Origin of the sequence: Novosphingobium sp. (genome assembly GCF_024642085.1) — a bacterium.
Taxonomy (GTDB): Bacteria; Pseudomonadota; Alphaproteobacteria; order Sphingomonadales; family Sphingomonadaceae; genus Novosphingobium.
This window is the reverse complement of sequence record NZ_JAHEBV010000008.1, coordinates 49081-64284: the sequence shown is the minus strand read 5'-3', so window position 1 is coordinate 64284 and position 15204 is coordinate 49081. Positions and strand designations below refer to the sequence as shown.

12 protein-coding genes are annotated in these 15204 nt (G+C 62.0%); 2 read left to right on the top strand and 10 right to left on the bottom strand.

Features of this window, described 5'->3' with window-relative positions:
- Nucleotide 1: 1 nt before the first annotated feature.
- The 9 genes from nirD to Q0L62_RS05220 form a co-directional block, all read right to left on the bottom strand.
- On the bottom strand, nucleotides 2-355 hold the full coding sequence (gene nirD, locus Q0L62_RS05260; RefSeq protein WP_296677461.1) for a nitrite reductase small subunit NirD: 354 nt from the start codon (nucleotides 353-355) through the stop codon (nucleotides 2-4).
- Entirely contained in the window at nucleotides 352-2799 is a 2448-nt protein-coding gene (gene nirB / locus Q0L62_RS05255; protein WP_296677546.1) for a nitrite reductase large subunit NirB, read from the bottom strand. Before nirB ends, nirD begins: the two co-directional genes overlap by 4 nt.
- 279 nt (nucleotides 2800-3078) lie before the next feature.
- Nucleotides 3079-4332 carry an alginate export family protein gene (locus tag Q0L62_RS05250; RefSeq protein WP_296677458.1) on the bottom strand — a complete coding sequence of 418 codons (1254 nt, stop codon included), beginning with the start codon at nucleotides 4330-4332 and terminating at the stop codon, nucleotides 3079-3081.
- A gap of 57 nt (nucleotides 4333-4389) precedes the next feature.
- Complete coding sequence (locus tag Q0L62_RS05245; RefSeq protein WP_296677455.1) at nucleotides 4390-6075, bottom strand: nitrate ABC transporter ATP-binding protein; 1686 nt, start codon at nucleotides 6073-6075, stop codon at nucleotides 4390-4392.
- Nucleotides 6076-6077: 2 nt separating this feature from the next.
- The gene (locus tag Q0L62_RS05240) at nucleotides 6078-7085 is read right to left on the bottom strand and encodes an ABC transporter permease (protein WP_296677452.1); all 1008 of its coding nucleotides are present in this window, start codon (nucleotides 7083-7085) and stop codon (nucleotides 6078-6080) included.
- A gap of 13 nt (nucleotides 7086-7098) precedes the next feature.
- On the bottom strand, nucleotides 7099-8508 hold the full coding sequence (locus Q0L62_RS05235) for a CmpA/NrtA family ABC transporter substrate-binding protein (RefSeq protein WP_296677449.1): 1410 nt from the start codon (nucleotides 8506-8508) through the stop codon (nucleotides 7099-7101).
- 223 nt (nucleotides 8509-8731) lie between these two features.
- Entirely contained in the window at nucleotides 8732-9940 is a 1209-nt protein-coding gene (locus Q0L62_RS05230) for an ABC transporter substrate-binding protein (RefSeq protein ID WP_296677446.1), read from the bottom strand.
- Nucleotides 9937-10518, bottom strand: coding sequence for an ANTAR domain-containing response regulator (locus Q0L62_RS05225; RefSeq protein WP_296677444.1), 582 nt, complete (start codon nucleotides 10516-10518; stop codon nucleotides 9937-9939). The genes Q0L62_RS05230 and Q0L62_RS05225 overlap by 4 nt, the downstream gene beginning before the upstream one ends.
- Before the next feature lie 295 nt (nucleotides 10519-10813).
- Nucleotides 10814-12172 (bottom strand): trehalase family glycosidase, encoded by a 1359-nt coding sequence (locus Q0L62_RS05220; protein ID WP_296677441.1) that lies wholly within the window; start codon nucleotides 12170-12172, stop codon nucleotides 10814-10816.
- A 420-nt stretch (nucleotides 12173-12592) separates the two neighbouring features.
- On the opposite strand from Q0L62_RS05220, the gene Q0L62_RS05215 reads away from it, so the two are divergent.
- Complete coding sequence (locus tag Q0L62_RS05215; RefSeq protein ID WP_296677438.1) at nucleotides 12593-12799, top strand: hypothetical protein; 207 nt, start codon at nucleotides 12593-12595, stop codon at nucleotides 12797-12799.
- Complete coding sequence (locus Q0L62_RS05210) at nucleotides 12796-13878, top strand: LacI family DNA-binding transcriptional regulator (RefSeq protein ID WP_367183254.1); 1083 nt, start codon at nucleotides 12796-12798, stop codon at nucleotides 13876-13878. Before Q0L62_RS05215 ends, Q0L62_RS05210 begins: the two co-directional genes overlap by 4 nt.
- On the opposite strand, the gene Q0L62_RS05205 is transcribed toward Q0L62_RS05210, so the two are convergent.
- Nucleotides 13872-15134, bottom strand: a complete 1263-nt coding sequence (locus Q0L62_RS05205; RefSeq protein WP_296677434.1) for an MFS transporter — start codon at nucleotides 15132-15134, stop codon at nucleotides 13872-13874. The two genes, Q0L62_RS05210 and Q0L62_RS05205, sit on opposite strands and share 7 nt — an antisense overlap.
- Nucleotides 15135-15204 lie beyond the last annotated feature (70 nt).

The following is a 15204-nucleotide window of genomic DNA, read 5'->3' as shown; positions in this document are numbered from 1 at the left end:
ATCAGGCGGCTTTCCGAACCACTGCTTCGCGCAGCAGGTAGATGCGCCCGGCATCGACCCGCAGTGGGATCGTTGGGACACAGCCCTTGTCATCCCCCAGCGCCTCGCCGGTCTTCAAGGAGATGTTCCAGTTGTGCAGCGGGCAGGTCACCACGGTGCCGTGGACGATGCCTTGACTGAGTGGGCCTTGTTTGTGCGGACACTTGTTGACCAGCGCGTAGAACTGGTTGTCGAGGGTGTGGAACACCGCGATCTCCCCCGCTTCATTATCTGGGCCGCCGCGCACTGGAAGCGTGCGAGCGTTGCCGGGGGCGATCTGATCGACCGGGCCGATGTCGAGCCAATCGCCGATCACGACGTGAGTTCCAGCGGCCGTACTTCGGCGAGGTGCTGGTGCAGTTCGGCATCCTCTCCTGCGGCGCGTTTGGCCCACGGATCGTCCTGCATGAATTGCTGCGAATAGCGGAACTTGGCGGCAAGCCGCGCAACTGTGGCCGGATCATCGAACAGGGACGCCTTGATCCACTCCAACCCCTTGCGCTCAAGCCACGGCGCGGTGCGCTCAAGATACCAGGCGTCTTCGCGGTAGAGCTGGATGAACGCGGCGCAGTGCTCCATCGCCTCGGCTTCGGTTTCGACCTTGCACAGCAAGTCGGTAGCGCGGACCTTGATCCCGCCGTTGCCGCCGACGTGCAATTCGTAACCCGAGTCGACGCAGACCACCCCGAAGTCCTTGATCGTCGCCTCGGCGCAGTTGCGCGGACAGCCACTGACGGCGATCTTGAACTTGTGCGGCATCCATGAGCCCCAGGTCATCCGCTCGATCTGCACCCCCAGCCCGGTCGAATCCTGCGTGCCGAAGCGGCACCATTCGGAGCCGACGCAGGTTTTAACCGTGCGGAGGCTCTTGCCATAGGCATGGCCCGAGACCATCCCGGCGGCGTTGAGATCGCGCCAGACCGAGGGCAGGTCCTCCTTCTTGATCCCGAAAATATCGAGCCGCTGCCCGCCGGTGACCTTCACCATCGGCGCATCGTATTTCTCTACCACGTCGGCAATCGCGCGCAATTCGCGCGGGTTGGTCAGCCCGCCCCACATCCGCGGGACCACCGAGTAGGTCCCGTCCTTCTGGATATTGGCGTGCATCCGTTCGTTGACGAAGCGGCTGTGCTGTTCATCGACATAGACACCCGGCCAAGCGCAGAGCAGATAATAGTTGAGCGCGGGGCGGCACGAATGGCAGCCGTCAGGCGTGGTCCAGTGCAGCGCCTGCATCACTTGCGGGATGGCCTTGAGTTGTTTTTCCAGGATCAGTCGCCGGACGTCATCGTGACCAAAGCTGGTGCATTTGCACAACGTCTTCGGACCGCTTTCAACCTCGCCGCCGAGGGTGAGCGAGAGCAGGCTCTCGACCAACGGGGTGCATGACCCGCAGCTGGCACTGGCCTTGCAGGCAGAGCGCACGGCATCGAGGCTGTGCGCCCCACCGAGGATGCATCCGACGACTTTGCCTTTGGAAACGCCGTTGCAGCCGCACACTTCCGCATTGTCGGAAAGCGCCGCAACGGCTGCATTAGGGTCCAGCAGCGCACCCCCGGACGCGAAGGCCTGTCCGAAAATCAGCGCCTCCCGGATATCGGAAATGTCCTCGTTGTTCTTTAGCAGGTCAAAATACCAGTTACCGTCGGCGGTATCGCCATAGAGCACCGCGCCGACCAGCTTGTCGTCCTTGACGATCACCCGCTTGTACACCCCGCGCGCTGCATCGCGCATGACGATGTCCTCTGCGCCGTCGCCGCCGGAGAAATCGCCGGCCGAAAACACGTCGATTCCAGATACCTTAAGCTTGGTTGAGGTTACCGATCCCTCATAGCCCGAAGGCGCGCCGGTGGCATGATCGGCCAGCGCGCGGCACATGTCCCACAGCGGCGCGACCAGGCCATAGCAGGCGCCGCGATGCTGCACGCATTCGCCGACCGCGAGCACGTCGGGGTCCGAAGTGACCATGTGATCATCGACCATGATCCCGCGCTCGACATCGAGCCCTGCCGCCTTGGCCAGCGCAGTGGCAGGCCGGATCCCGACTGCCATCACCACGATCGCGGCAGCGATTTCGCGCCCGCCCTTGAGCCGGATGCCGCTGACATGACCATCGGTGCCGACTATCTCTGCTGTATCGGCCCCGGTCAGAATCACCTGCCCGCGCCGTTCGAGCTCTTCCTTGAGCAGCCACCCCGCCGCCTCATCGAGCTGGCGCTCCATCAAGGTCGGCATCAGGTGGATCACGGTGACCGCCATGCCGCGCAGCGAGAGGCCATGCGCCGCCTCCAGTCCGAGCAAGCCGCCCCCGATCACCACTGCGCTGCCACCGCCCTCAGCGGCAGCGAGCATCTTGTCGACGTCATCCAGATCGCGGAAAGTCACTACACCGGGTAGGTCCTTGCCTGGCACCGGAATAATGAATGGATCGCTGCCGGTGGCGATCAGCAGTTTGTCGTATGGCTCGACCCGGCCCGACTTGGCGATCACCGTCTGGGTGACGCGGTCGATCGAAACCACGGGATCGCCCGAGACCAGCGTGATCGCATTGTCGGCATACCAGGCCGCGTCATTGATCACGATCTCGTCAAAGCTCTTCTCGCCTGCCAGCACCGGGGAGAGCATGATCCGGTTGTAATTGACCCTTGGTTCGGCCCCGAAAATCGTGATCGCATAGCGCGTCGGATCGCGCTCGAGAATCTCTTCGACTGCGCGGCACCCGGCCATGCCGTTGCCAATCACGACGAGACGTTCAGGCAGCCGCTCGGAGGTGCCGGTCCCGGTCGATTTAAAAGTCGCTGGCGCGTTCACCGATATGCTCCTTGCCTCGCGCGCGCACAAGAAAAGCCGCCTCGTCCCGGTCGGTTGACCGGATCGGGCGGCTTCGTTGCCACGCATTGTTCGCTGCTTGGGCGACTAGTGCTGGTTCGCCCTGCATTGGGCGGCACCTATCGCTTGGCTGCAAGTGTAAGCGATTCGCTGCCCATCAGGCAAGCGAAAATTGTGCAGTGCAACAATTTTTCCCCTTAGGGGATTTTGCTAAAAGGCCAGTTCGACTTGCAGCCAAATCTTGCGGGAATCGGCCCCGAAAGCCGCCGCATCGTAATCGGCATATTTGGCAAGCAGGGTGTAGCGTCCAAGTTTGAAGCCCAGCGAAGCATCCCATTCGTTGCCATAGTGCAGCCCGCCCAGATCGCTTTCGAAACGGTGATAGGTCACTGCGGCGTTGAGCCCCGGCAGCGCCTTGACCTTGGGGAACTTGATCAAAGCTCCGCCGTAATAGTCCTGCAAGCCATTGACCGGGGTGGTCAGGAATAGATCAGCCCAGCCATTGAACTTGTGCAGCGTCGCCATCGGCGTCTGGAGCGCGCGGGTGCCATTGCCGCCCAGGCCTTCATAGCCAGCCAGCACGCCGAAGTTGCCAAAACTCAGGCTGCCCTCGGCGGCGATGTAGTCGACTGCGTAGTCGAGCGGATTGTCCTGCCAGTCCGATTGCCGGGCATAGCTAGCGGTCAGCCCCAGCGTGACCTTGGGGGACAGCTTGAAGCTGGCCGCTGCGCGCAGGCCGTAGGTCTGCGTATCGGCCATGACCGTCGCCAGCGCCCCGACCTGTTCGGCGGTGTCGTAGTCCAGCATATAGGCGAAGGCTTTGACCTGGACGGGGCCAAGTTTGCTACCCGCGCCAAGAAACACGAAATTGCCGCCAAAGGCCGCGCGCGGCCCGCCATCCACGCCCCAGATAGTCCGCTGATCGATCGCATAAGTCGCATCGAAGGATACTTTGCCAAACTTCAGCTCGGCCCGCGCCGCGTCATAAGTCTGTTCGTTCTGCCGCCAGCCGACTGCACCGACCCAGCGCTGATCGTCAAGATTGATCCGCTGCCGCCCGACGGTGATAGTCGCAGCCTTGCCCTTATACTGCAGCTGCAGCCGGTTAAGCTCGACGTTCATGGGGTCAGGCACCGCCGCAAAACCGGGACGGCGCTGGCTATCGGTGATTACGAAGGGGAAGGCGTTGTATTCTGAGACGATCCCCAGCGTCCCTTCGCCTTCGACCAGCAGCGACAGGCCGGACTTGTGCTTCAGCTCGGCCCCGGCGCGGATCCGCAGCGTCACTGCGTCGGCGTCGAGCGTCGGCGTATCGACGCTTTCGTAGCGCAGCCGCGCATCGATAATCGGATCGATGGTCAGCTCGGGCGAGACCTTGACCGGATCACCGGGCGCAGCCAGCGCAGGTTGAGCAAAGGCGATCGGGGCCACAAGCGCGGCCGCCGCACAGAAACGAAACTTCATCGTCAATTTCTCCTGTCGAACCTTGCCGCGACAGGCATCTTCCCCCCGGAACTTGCTTTACGCCGCTGCCGCGGTCGGTCCGTGATCATATTCGGCCAGGAAGTGCAGCACCTCATGGCGGTAAGCGTAGAATTGCGGATGCTGGAGCAGCTGCTTGCGGTCGCGCGGGCGCGGCAGATCGACTTTGAGGATCTTGCCGATCGTGGCATTGGGTCCGTTGGTCATCATCACCACGCGGTCGGCCAGCAGGATCGCTTCATCAACGTCATGGGTGACCATCACCGCGGTAACCTTGGTGCGGTTCCAAACTTCCACCAGCACGTCCTGCAGATCCCAGCGAGTCAGGCTGTCGAGCATCCCGAAGGGCTCGTCGAGCAGCAACAACCGCGGAGAGAGCGCAAAGGCACGGGCGATCCCGACGCGCTGGCGCATGCCGTTGGACATCTCGGCGGCGAGCTTGTCCTTGGCATCGGCCAGCCCGACCCGGTCAAGGTAATAGTCGACGATTTCGCGGCGCTCGGCCTTGGCCGCGTGCGGATAGACCCGTTCAACCCCCAGCGCGACGTTCTGCCGCGCGGTCAGCCACGGCATCAGGCTGGGGGCCTGAAACACCACCGCCTTGTCGGGCCCGGCCACATCGATCTCACGGTTGTCGAGCACGACCGAGCCCTTGCTGATCGCGTTGAGCCCGGCCGCCATGGTCAGCACGGTCGATTTGCCGCAGCCCGAATGGCCAATCAACGAGATGAACTCGCCCTTGTCCATCAGCAGGTTAAAGTCCTCGACCACGGTCAGCGGCCCTTTGGGAGTGGGGTAGACTTTGCCGAGCCGATAGAACTCCATGTAGCGCCGCGCCGGGCCACCTTTGGCCGCATCGCGGTAGGCTTGCGGCGGGGGCGCCAGATCCAGCGGGGTGACATTGGGCAGCGCGGCATATTCCGCGGCACTGCGCTGTTGTCCCGCCACCAGCGAGCCCAGATAGCCGACAATCTCGGCCCGCAGAGCCTGATAGGCGCGGTCTTCATTGACGGCCTCACGGTCGCGTGGGCGGGCAATGCCGACATCGAACAGCCGCCCGATTTTTGCCGCTGGTGCCGGGGTCAGTACCGCAATCCGGTCTGCCAGCAGCAGCGCTTCATCGACATCGTTGGTAACCAAGATGATCGTGCGCCCTTCGTGGGCCCGGATCCGCTCGATCTCGTCCTGAAGCTTGGCGCGGGTCAGCGCATCGAGCGCCGACAGCGGCTCGTCGAGCAGCAGGATTTCCGGCTCCATCGCCAGCGCCCGCGCCACTGCCACGCGCTGGCGCATGCCGCCGGAAAGTTGCGCTGGCTTGCGGTCCAGGGCATGGCCTAGCCCGACCAGCTCAACCTTCTGACGAACCAACGTGTCCCGCTGTTCCTTGCTGCGGTCCTTGTGCACCGCGTCGACCGCCAGGCTGACGTTCTGCTCGACGGTCAGCCAGGGGAACAGCGAATAGGATTGGAACACCAGCCCGCGGTCCTTGTCCGGGCCCTTGACCGGCTGACCTTTCAGGCGGATTTCCCCGCCATCAGGATCAACCAGTCCGGCAATCGCCGAGATCAGCGTCGATTTGCCAGCGCCCGAAAAGCCGAGGATCGCGATGAATTCGCCTTCCTCCACCGCCAGGTCGATTCCGCCAAGCACTTCGCTGACGCCGCCGCTCTTGCTGGTATAGTTCTTGGTGACGTTTGACAGAGTCAGGATCGGGTTCTGGGCCATGATCACACCGTATGGTTGCGGCTGACGAAGGCTTGCATCGCCATCATCACCCGGTCGAGCAGGAAGCCGATCAGGCCGATCACCACCACCGCGACCATGATCCGCGCCAGCGACTTCTCGTTACCGTTCTGGAACTCGTCCCAGACGAATTTGCCCAGCCCGGGGTTCTGCGCCAGCATTTCCGCCGCGATCAGCACCATCCAGCCGGTGCCCAGCGAGAGCCGCATACCCGTGAAGATGTACGGCAGCGAACTGGGCAGGACGAGCCTCCGAAGCTTGGCAAACCAGCCCAGCCGCAGCACCCGTCCGACATTGAGCAAATCCTTGTCGATCGAAGCGGTGCCAACCGCCGTGTTGATCAGCGTTGGCCACAGCGAACACAGCATCACCACCACCGCAGAGATCACGAAGCTTTTGGGCAGCATCCCGTCATCGCCGCTGATTGAGGCGGACACCACCATCGTCACAATCGGCAGCCAGGCCAGCGGGCTAACCGGGCGCATCACCTGGATCAGCGGGTTGATCGCTGCATTGATCCGCTTTGACATGCCTGCAACCAGTCCGACCGGCACCGCCACCAGCGTTGCGAGCACAAAGCCCAGTGCCACTGTTTCAAGCGAGGTGAAGATCTGATCGATGAAAGTCGGCGGGCCGGCATAGCTCGACCCCGCAGCAACAGCCGCTGCCGCTTCGGCGCGGGCGACCGAATATTCGCTCATCAGAGCAAGGAAAGCCTGCCATACGTCACTCGGGCCGGGCAGCGTACCCAGCGACGTCTTCACCAACGGGGCCAGAATTGCCCACAACAAGAGGAAGGCCGCGATACCAGCTAGCGGCGGCCACATTGCATCGAATATGGCGCGCGCTGGAGGAAGCTCTAACCCGGCGGGCAGGAGGCGTCGCGCCGGTTTGGACGGCTCCTCCTGCCCGGACCGGGCCGCCACGTCAGCAGGCGGACCGACTTCGTGGTCCATCGCGAAATCAACTTTTCTGGTCGGTGCGGCATTCATATCGAACACGTCCTCACTTTACGCCGGCTGGGGAAACCGACTGCCCAGCCTTCAGCCCGATCGGGAACTTGGCGAGGTATGCGTTGGGCTGTTTGCCATCATAGGTTATGCCGTCGATAAAGCCGGACTGGGGCGCTTTGAAGCCATCCGTTTCGGGCACGGCTGCAGCCGGGATCGCGCCGTCGCTTACCAGACTCTTGGCCGCGGTCATGTAGAGATCCGGGCGGTAGACCGCTTTGGCCGTGTCGAAATACCACTGGTCGGGCTTGTCGCTGGCGATCTGGCCCCAGCGGCGCATTTGAGTCAGATTCCAGATCGCGTCGGAATAGTAGGGGTAGCCTGCAAACTTACCGAAAAATATGTTGAAGCCCGGGGCATCGCGGGTGTCACCCTGGGCGAAGGTGAACTTGCCGGTCATCGAGGCCGAGATAACTTCTGCATCGGCACCTACATATTTGGGCAGCGCCAGGATCTTGACCGCCTCGGCCCGGTTTTTGCCGCCATCGGCATCGAGCCATTGCTGCGCCTTGATCAGCGCCCGCAACAGTGCCTGAACCGTCTTGGGGTTGGCGACAGCAAAGGCATCGGTCATCCCGAAAACCTTTTCGGGATTGTCCGGGAAGATTTCTGCGTCGGTGATTACAGGTGAGCCGATCTTCTTCTTCACCGCGGCCTGGTTCCACGGCTCACCCACCGAATAGCCGTCAATCGTTCCGGCCTCCAGCGTGGCGGGCATCTGCGGCGGCGGCGTTACCGAGATCTGCACCTGCGCACCGGTGGTGCCAGCCAGATCCCCCGGCAAGTAATAACCCGGCGTAATCCCGCCTGCTGCCAGCCAATAGCGTAGCTCGTAATTGTGCGGGCTGAACGGGAAGACCATCCCGAACTTGAGCGGCCCTGCTGCCATCGCGGGCTTCAGCGCAGAAGCGGCAATCGGGTGCACCGGCTTGCCGTCCGCGCCCTTGGGCAGGCCGGGCGCGATCTTGTCCCAGACCTTGTTTGAGACCGTAATCGCATTGCCGTTGAGATCGAGGCTGAGCGGCGCGACCAGCTTGACCTTCGCGCCGATCCCAGCGGCGGCGGCGATCGGCTGGCCGGCCAGCATGTGCGCGCCATCAAGCTGCCCACCGGCAACGCCGTCCAGCAGCACCTTCCAGTTGGCCTGCGGCTCCAGCGTGACGTTGAGGCCTTCTTCGGCAAAGAAGCCCTTTTCCTTAGCGACAGCCAGCGGGGCCATATCGGTAAGTTTGATGAAACCCAGCTTTAGCGCGGACTTTTCAATCCCCTTGGCCGCCGCGACCTTGGCGATGTCACCGCCTTCGGGCGGGGCGCTGCTTTTGCTGCAACCAGACAGTGCCGAGCCCAGCAGCAGGGCGGCCAAAATCGAACGCTTGTCGAACCCAAATTTGCCAGCAGTCTTCATCGCGTGATCCCTGTTCCGGTGCGCGAACAACACGAAAAAGCCGCCTCGACTTGACCCCAAAAAGGATCAGATCGGGCGGCTCCGTTGCCACGCAATGTCTGTGTGCGGCAGAGTGGAAAGATGCGGCCCCACGCTGGACCGCTTCCGCCTCTGCTCGAATCGAAACTAAGCGATTCGGGGCGCGCGCGTAAAGCTCTTTTTGCACTGCAGCATGATTTTTTCCTCAGGGGCGCTTGGCCAGGTATCCTGCCAAGTCATCCGGATCGAATCTGCCGCCGTCGAAAAAACCGTCACTAGTCAATGTCATATTGCCCTGCTGGGTGCCCACAGCAAGAGGTCCTGACACACTTCCTTCGACCTTCGAATTGGCCCCTGGAAGCGGCTCACCGGTTCCCTTTAGTGCACTGCGGTAGACATCCGGGCGAAAGGTGAGGGCCGCTTTTGCAGCTGCGAGCGGGTCAAATGCCATCCCGTCCCACCGAACCATCTGGGTATAGAGCCACTCAGCCTGACTGACCCACGGAAAGTTCGCCGCCTCGCGGTACTGGAACATGAAATCGGGATAGTGGACAAGTTCGCCCCCGCGCGTGAGCAGCAGGCGATCGGAAATCGCATGCTTGATCAGATCGGCATTGCCGTCGAGGTATTCAGGCCGGGCCAGAATCGCAGCATTTGCGTCCCAATGTTCCGGATCAACGAAATGCTGCCCAGCCTTGCGCAGTGCGCGGACCAGGCTTTCAACGTGGCCGCGCCGGTCTTCCAGCACGGATTCGCGCAGGGCCAGCACCTTTTCCACGCCGCGCCGCCAGATTTGTGCGGTGACCAGCACGATCTCGCCCACTCCGCGCTCCACTGCGACAGAGTTCCATGGCTCGCCCACACAGATCGCGTCGACCTCGCCAGCTTCGAGCGCGTCGGCGCAGAACGGCGGGGCGACGGTGGTAATTTCGACATCGCTGTCAGGCCGCACGCCGCAAGCCGCCAGCCAGTAACGCAGCATATAGTTGTGGCTCGAATAGCGATGGACCACGCCAAAACGCAGCGGGCGTCCGGCTTCGCGGCGTTCCGCGGCAACAGTCCGCAACGCTGCACCAACCTCGGTCGGATCGCCCAAGTGCCCTTTCGCGTGGACCTTTGCCGCCAAGTCTGGCGTCATGGTAATCGCATTGCCGTTAAGCCCCAGCACGAACGGAACGGACAACGGCTGAGCTGGTCGGCCGCGCCCCAGCGTGGTCGCAATCGCCAGCGGCGCAACCATGTGCGCAGCGTCGCTGTGGCCATAGAGCAGCCGGTCAAGTACCGTCGCCCAGCTCATATCCTTGACCAGCCGCAACGACAGGCCTTCCTCCTCGGCGAATCCGTGTTCCCGGGCCAGAATCGGCAGACAGGCATCGACTAGCGGCAGAAAACCAATGGTGAGTTCGGCGCTCATCGGCCTCCTCCAAGCAAGTTGTGGGCCGTGACAATGGCTTCGGCAATATCGGCGATCCGCCGCCCCTGCTTCATCGCGGCGTCGCGCATTTCTTTGTAAGCGGCCGGTTCGGGCAGGCCGCGGCTGTCCATCAGGATGCGTTTGGCCTTGTCGACGGTCTGGCGCTCAGCCAGCGCCCCGCGCGCTTCGGCCAGATCGGATTGCAGCCGGGCAAAGGCGTGGAACCGGCGCACCGCAAGATCTAGTAGTGGCCGGATCCGGTGAGCCGCGAGGCCATCGACGACATAGGCCGAGACCCCGGCATCGACCGACGCGGCGGTGGCCTCATCGTCCGATTCGTCGACGAACATGGCAATGGGCTTGGCCAAAGCCCGGCTGACGGCGAAAAATTCCTCCAGCACATCGCGCGACGGATTGCCAAGGTCGATCAACACGATGTCGGGTGCAATTTCGCTGATCTGCGCGACCAGCCCACGCCGTTCTGTAATGACAAACAGCTCGCAATCGTCGGCCGCCGCCAGCCCCTCGCGGATCACCGCAGCGCGCGTGGCGCTTTCATCGACGATCGCAATCCGCATCGCCTGATTGTGCACTGCAACAATAGCAAATTGCAAGCACCAGCTTGCTTGCGAGCACTACTGCCAACATAGCGGCCGTTTGGCGGACCAGCATCGCTCTCTAGAAGCTGCCTTCGTTCATCGGGCCTTTGCAAGGGACCGGTCGACCGGCTTTGGGACTGTCCGGAAGGTCAACTTATAATTCGTAAATGGGGATAAGCAGTCATCCGGATGCGTCAGCGCCCGGCGGCAGCTGCCGACCAACTCACGCCATTAAACAGCAGGCGCTTAGCGTCCGCTTTCGCCAGACTGTCCGTCAGATCATTTCCAGCACCAGCATGTCCCAGTCCATAAAACCGGGATGGCTAAGCGCCGCGCCTGTGTCCGGGTGGTAATATTCGTTGAGACTTCCGGTTTCCGCAAGGCTCTTGACCAGCAATCGGACCGTATCACTGGCCAGCGCATCGGCAGCCTGTGTCTGACCGTAAGCGACCAGCCCCTTCCAGACGAAATAATTGGCAATGATCCACACTGGCCCGAGCCAGTTGCTTGGGTTGCCGCTGGCCACCATCGAATACATCGGCTCCTGCCGCCCGAGCGAGCGCACACCCCATGCGCCGCGCAAACGGTCGTCGGCAAACCAGTTGCGTTCCAGCAGTCGCGCAGCCTGCGCCGGGCTTGCCAGCCCACACCAAAGCGGCAAAAACCCGGTAAAGGTCTGGATACGCAAAGGCAGAACCTGCCAGCTCGTCGCCATGCCCTGCGGAATTCCCGGAAGCAGTTCGGACCGCCGGTCAACGACTTGCACGTCGGCTGTGTAGTAGAACGCGTCGCGCTCGTCCCAGCAATGCCGCTGAATAGCATCGCCGAGGGCCTGACGCCGCGCGGCGAGCGATGCCTGTTCCGCTGCGGGCCGTCCGAGCCGCTGCGCAAGCGTCAACGCGGCACCCAGATCTTGGTAGAAGAGGCAATTGAGCAGCAAGTTTGCGGATGAGAAGTAGGGACGTCCATAAGTGGTCGGATCGTTGTCGTTACCGATACAGACATCGTCTCCCCAGACGAACAGCCCAGGCTTCGACATGTTGCCCAGATACCAGCTCTCGTAAAATCGCAGCAGCGGTTCGAAGTGCGGACGCAGGAATTCGGCGCTGCCAGTGCGATCGGCAAGCAGCAGTGCGAGTTGCCCGAACACCGGCTTGGCCTGATTCTGATGGTTGGGCGCGTCCATCCTGAGGCCGCCATCGGGAGGCATCACCGGATTGATGACAAGCGGAATCCTCCCCTCACGCCTCTGATGCTGGAAGAATGTCAGCAGGCTGCCCTCGACATGACGGGTCAGCCGGGCGCTGAACGCGGGATCAGCCATGAAGTCGGCCAGCTTGAACAAGGCGGTACTCGTCCAAAGGGTGTCCCAATCCCACAGCTGCGCACTGTATTCTTTGCCCGGCAGGCTGGGCGAGATGCTCGGCAGTGCGATTGCGCCCTGTGGTTCACGCAGCAACTTCGCTCCGTTTGCAGCAAGGTAGTCGACAATAGGCTGAGCCTGCGCACGGCGGTGGGCCCGATCCCACACCGGGGCTTGTGCCGCATGAACCCTGGTTGCCGACAAAGTCGCCGCGGCGGCAAGTCCAACGGTTCCGGCACCAAGCAAGCGCCGCCGGGATAGATGATCCAACCTCTTCTCCGTTCATATTTCGCTTGTAACGGTTGACTGAGGCATCCGCGTCCGAACATCAGTGAAATGCCGCTATTGTCGAGACCAAGCACGTTGGCATCCTTTGCCGTGGTAGTACAGAATTTGCACGACCACATGGCAGCCGGCGCTCGACCATATTTTGAGCTCCAATGCCCTAGTTGGCTGGTGCCAACTGCTCCTGAGTTCGAAACCGACGAATTCCGGGGCCAGTATTGCCATTAGCCGCGCTCCAGAAACGGCGGCTACCTCTTCAAAGCTGACCGAAACCCGCAAGTCAGCAATCGGCCCAATTGCCGACGTGTGGGCTACGATGATTGAGCGGCAGCTTACAGAACGCCTCGATGAGGAGCTAACCGTCCGCTCAGTTTGCGGGAACAAACAGATAGACAATTCAGCCCCATGGCTGAAATGTTGGACGACTTTGCCTGTCGGGATTCGATGTTGGTTCGCGGCGCGCGTCCTTTTGCCGAATTGTGGAGGATTGGTGATCTTGCAATCAACGCCGAAATTTGCTCGCCCGCAAGTTCCTCAAGTGACCTTTCATTCATGAAGTCTGTTGCTCAGACCAGGGTTCCGGAGCAATCTGTGATGCAAATTGCTCAATGAGGCGTGATTCAATGCGCAGCGGAAAGCCGAGATTGGCGGACATCGCAGCTGCAGCCGGCGTGTCCATAGCAACGGTCTCTCGGGTTCTGGCCGACCATCCGGCGATTACACCAGAAACCAAAATTCGCGTGTTGGCCTTGGCCGAGGCGCAAGGCTACAGTGCTGACACAAGTTCCAAACTGCCACGCAAGATCCGCGTGCGGCGGCCCAGCCGATCGAGTTCGGTCTGCGTGGTCATGCCGGTGGCCCTCACCGCAGGAAGTCCACTGGCCAACTCGTTCGAACTTAATCTACTGGGCGGAATCGGTGCGGCGATGCGCGACCACGGCGTCGATTTCTCGGTGTCGTCACAGTCACCCTTCGATGACAGGAGCTTGATCAAATTTATGGCTGAACATCCCTATCACGGGATTATCTTTGTTGGCCAATCGCAGTTTCATGCTGGCCTGAACAGTCTTGCCGGCGGGCCGCGACCGTTCGTGGTCTGGGGCGTCGATGCACCGGACCAGAAGTATTGCTCGGTCGGGAGCGACAATTTCGAAGGCAGCCTTCGCGCCACACGTCATTTGCTCGAGCTCGGACGACGGCGCATCGCATTTGTCGGGCAGGCCGCTCCGATCACGTCGGCGCAGACCGGGCTGTCCCAGCTTGCGGCACGGGTGGCCGGCTTCAAGGCGGCCCACGCTGCATCAGGATATGCCCATGGAAATGTGATGATGCGACCACATGGTCCCGGCCGCAACGCCGGCAACGATGCAGTCGAGGAATTGCTTGATCAGGCGATCGCGTTCGATGGCTTGGTCACCTCATCGGACTACATCGCGGCCGGCGCGATCGAGGCGCTGCTGCGCCGCGGTCTTGCCGTTCCCGGCGACGTCTCGGTGATCGGCTATGATGACAGCGAGATCGCAGACTTCATCCGACCCAAGTTGACGAGCATGCGGCAGGATCCGATTCTGGCCGGCGACCTGCTGGTAGCGAAGTTACTGCGATTGATGACCGGCCACGAAGTCAGGTCGGAACGGCTTCCCACCCAGATCACGATCCGCGAATCCTGCGGGGGCCATCAAGGTCAATAGCGCCGGGCGGCGCGCACGGCAAAACCGGCGACAATGAGGTAGGCGCAGAGCGGAATGGAAAAAGCCAGCCCGATCCCGCGGTGGTCGGCGACCGCGCCCGCCAATGCCGAGACGGTCGCCCCTCCCGACGTCGCCAGTACCAGCAATCCCGAGACTGCCGCGGCGGGAGCATCCGATCGCTCCAACGACAGCGAAAAGATCACCGGGAACATGATGGAATTGAGCGATCCGATCAAAAGCACCGCGATCCCGGTGATCTCGCCGTGTCCCACGATGGCAACCAGGCACCCCGCCGCTGCCGCCACTGCAGCGCTGGCAAGCACACGAGAGGGCTGCCGGGCGCGCAGCAGCACACCGCCCATGAACCGCCCCGCGATCATCCCGCCGAGGTAGATCGCGGCAAAATAGTATCCCGCAGTCTGCAGCGGCAGATCCATCACATCTGGTTGATGAAGAAAGCTGGTCACCATCGCGCCGATCGCCCCTTCGGCGCCGACATAAGCAGCGATCGCGAGCGAACCGCCCAATGCCCAACGGTCGCGCAGCGTACGGGTGATCGAATGCGAATGTTTGGCGGTGGGCGACGCCAGCACCTGATTGCCGGGCCTGAATGCAAAGACTGCCAGCAGCAGCACACCTCCCGTGAACAGCGCGCAGATCAGATACGTCTGCGCGATCCCTGCCAGGAGCGGGCCCGACGATGAAACGGTCGCCCGATCGACCCTTGCCAGCACCATGACCGAAGACAGGTAGACGGCGGCCAGTGTACCGAGCGAATTGAAACCTTGAGCCAAGGTCATCCGCGATGCAGCCAGCCTGGTCGGACCAAGCCCGGCAACCAAAGGATTGATCGACACCTGCAGAGCCGTCCCGCCAATCGACAAAATCAACAGAGACAGGAGCAACAGCGCGTATCCGGGAGCACCAACAATCGTGGGAGTCATTACAATGGCGACCGCAATGCACCCGAAGAAGCTCATCGCCAGAGCGGCGATGGCCATGCGCACGGTGCCGATCCGCTGCATCAGCCGTGCCAGCGGGAGCGACGAAAGCCCGACGCCTATCAGCGCGATCCACTGCACCGACATCGCTGCAGAAAGCCCAAGACCGAAGGCCTGCCTGACTGCAGGTACCAGAGTACCCGAGATAGAGCCGCAGAAGCCGAGTGCTCCGAATGCCAGTAGCACTGCAGTCTGATCCAGCCTGATCCAGCTCGATCCTGCAGGGGAGTATTGATCGGATGGAGAGGTATCCATGGGCATCGGTGCCGTTCTCGCACGGATTCCCACAATGGCGAAACAGGCGGAAGCACCCTGAATTTTTGCA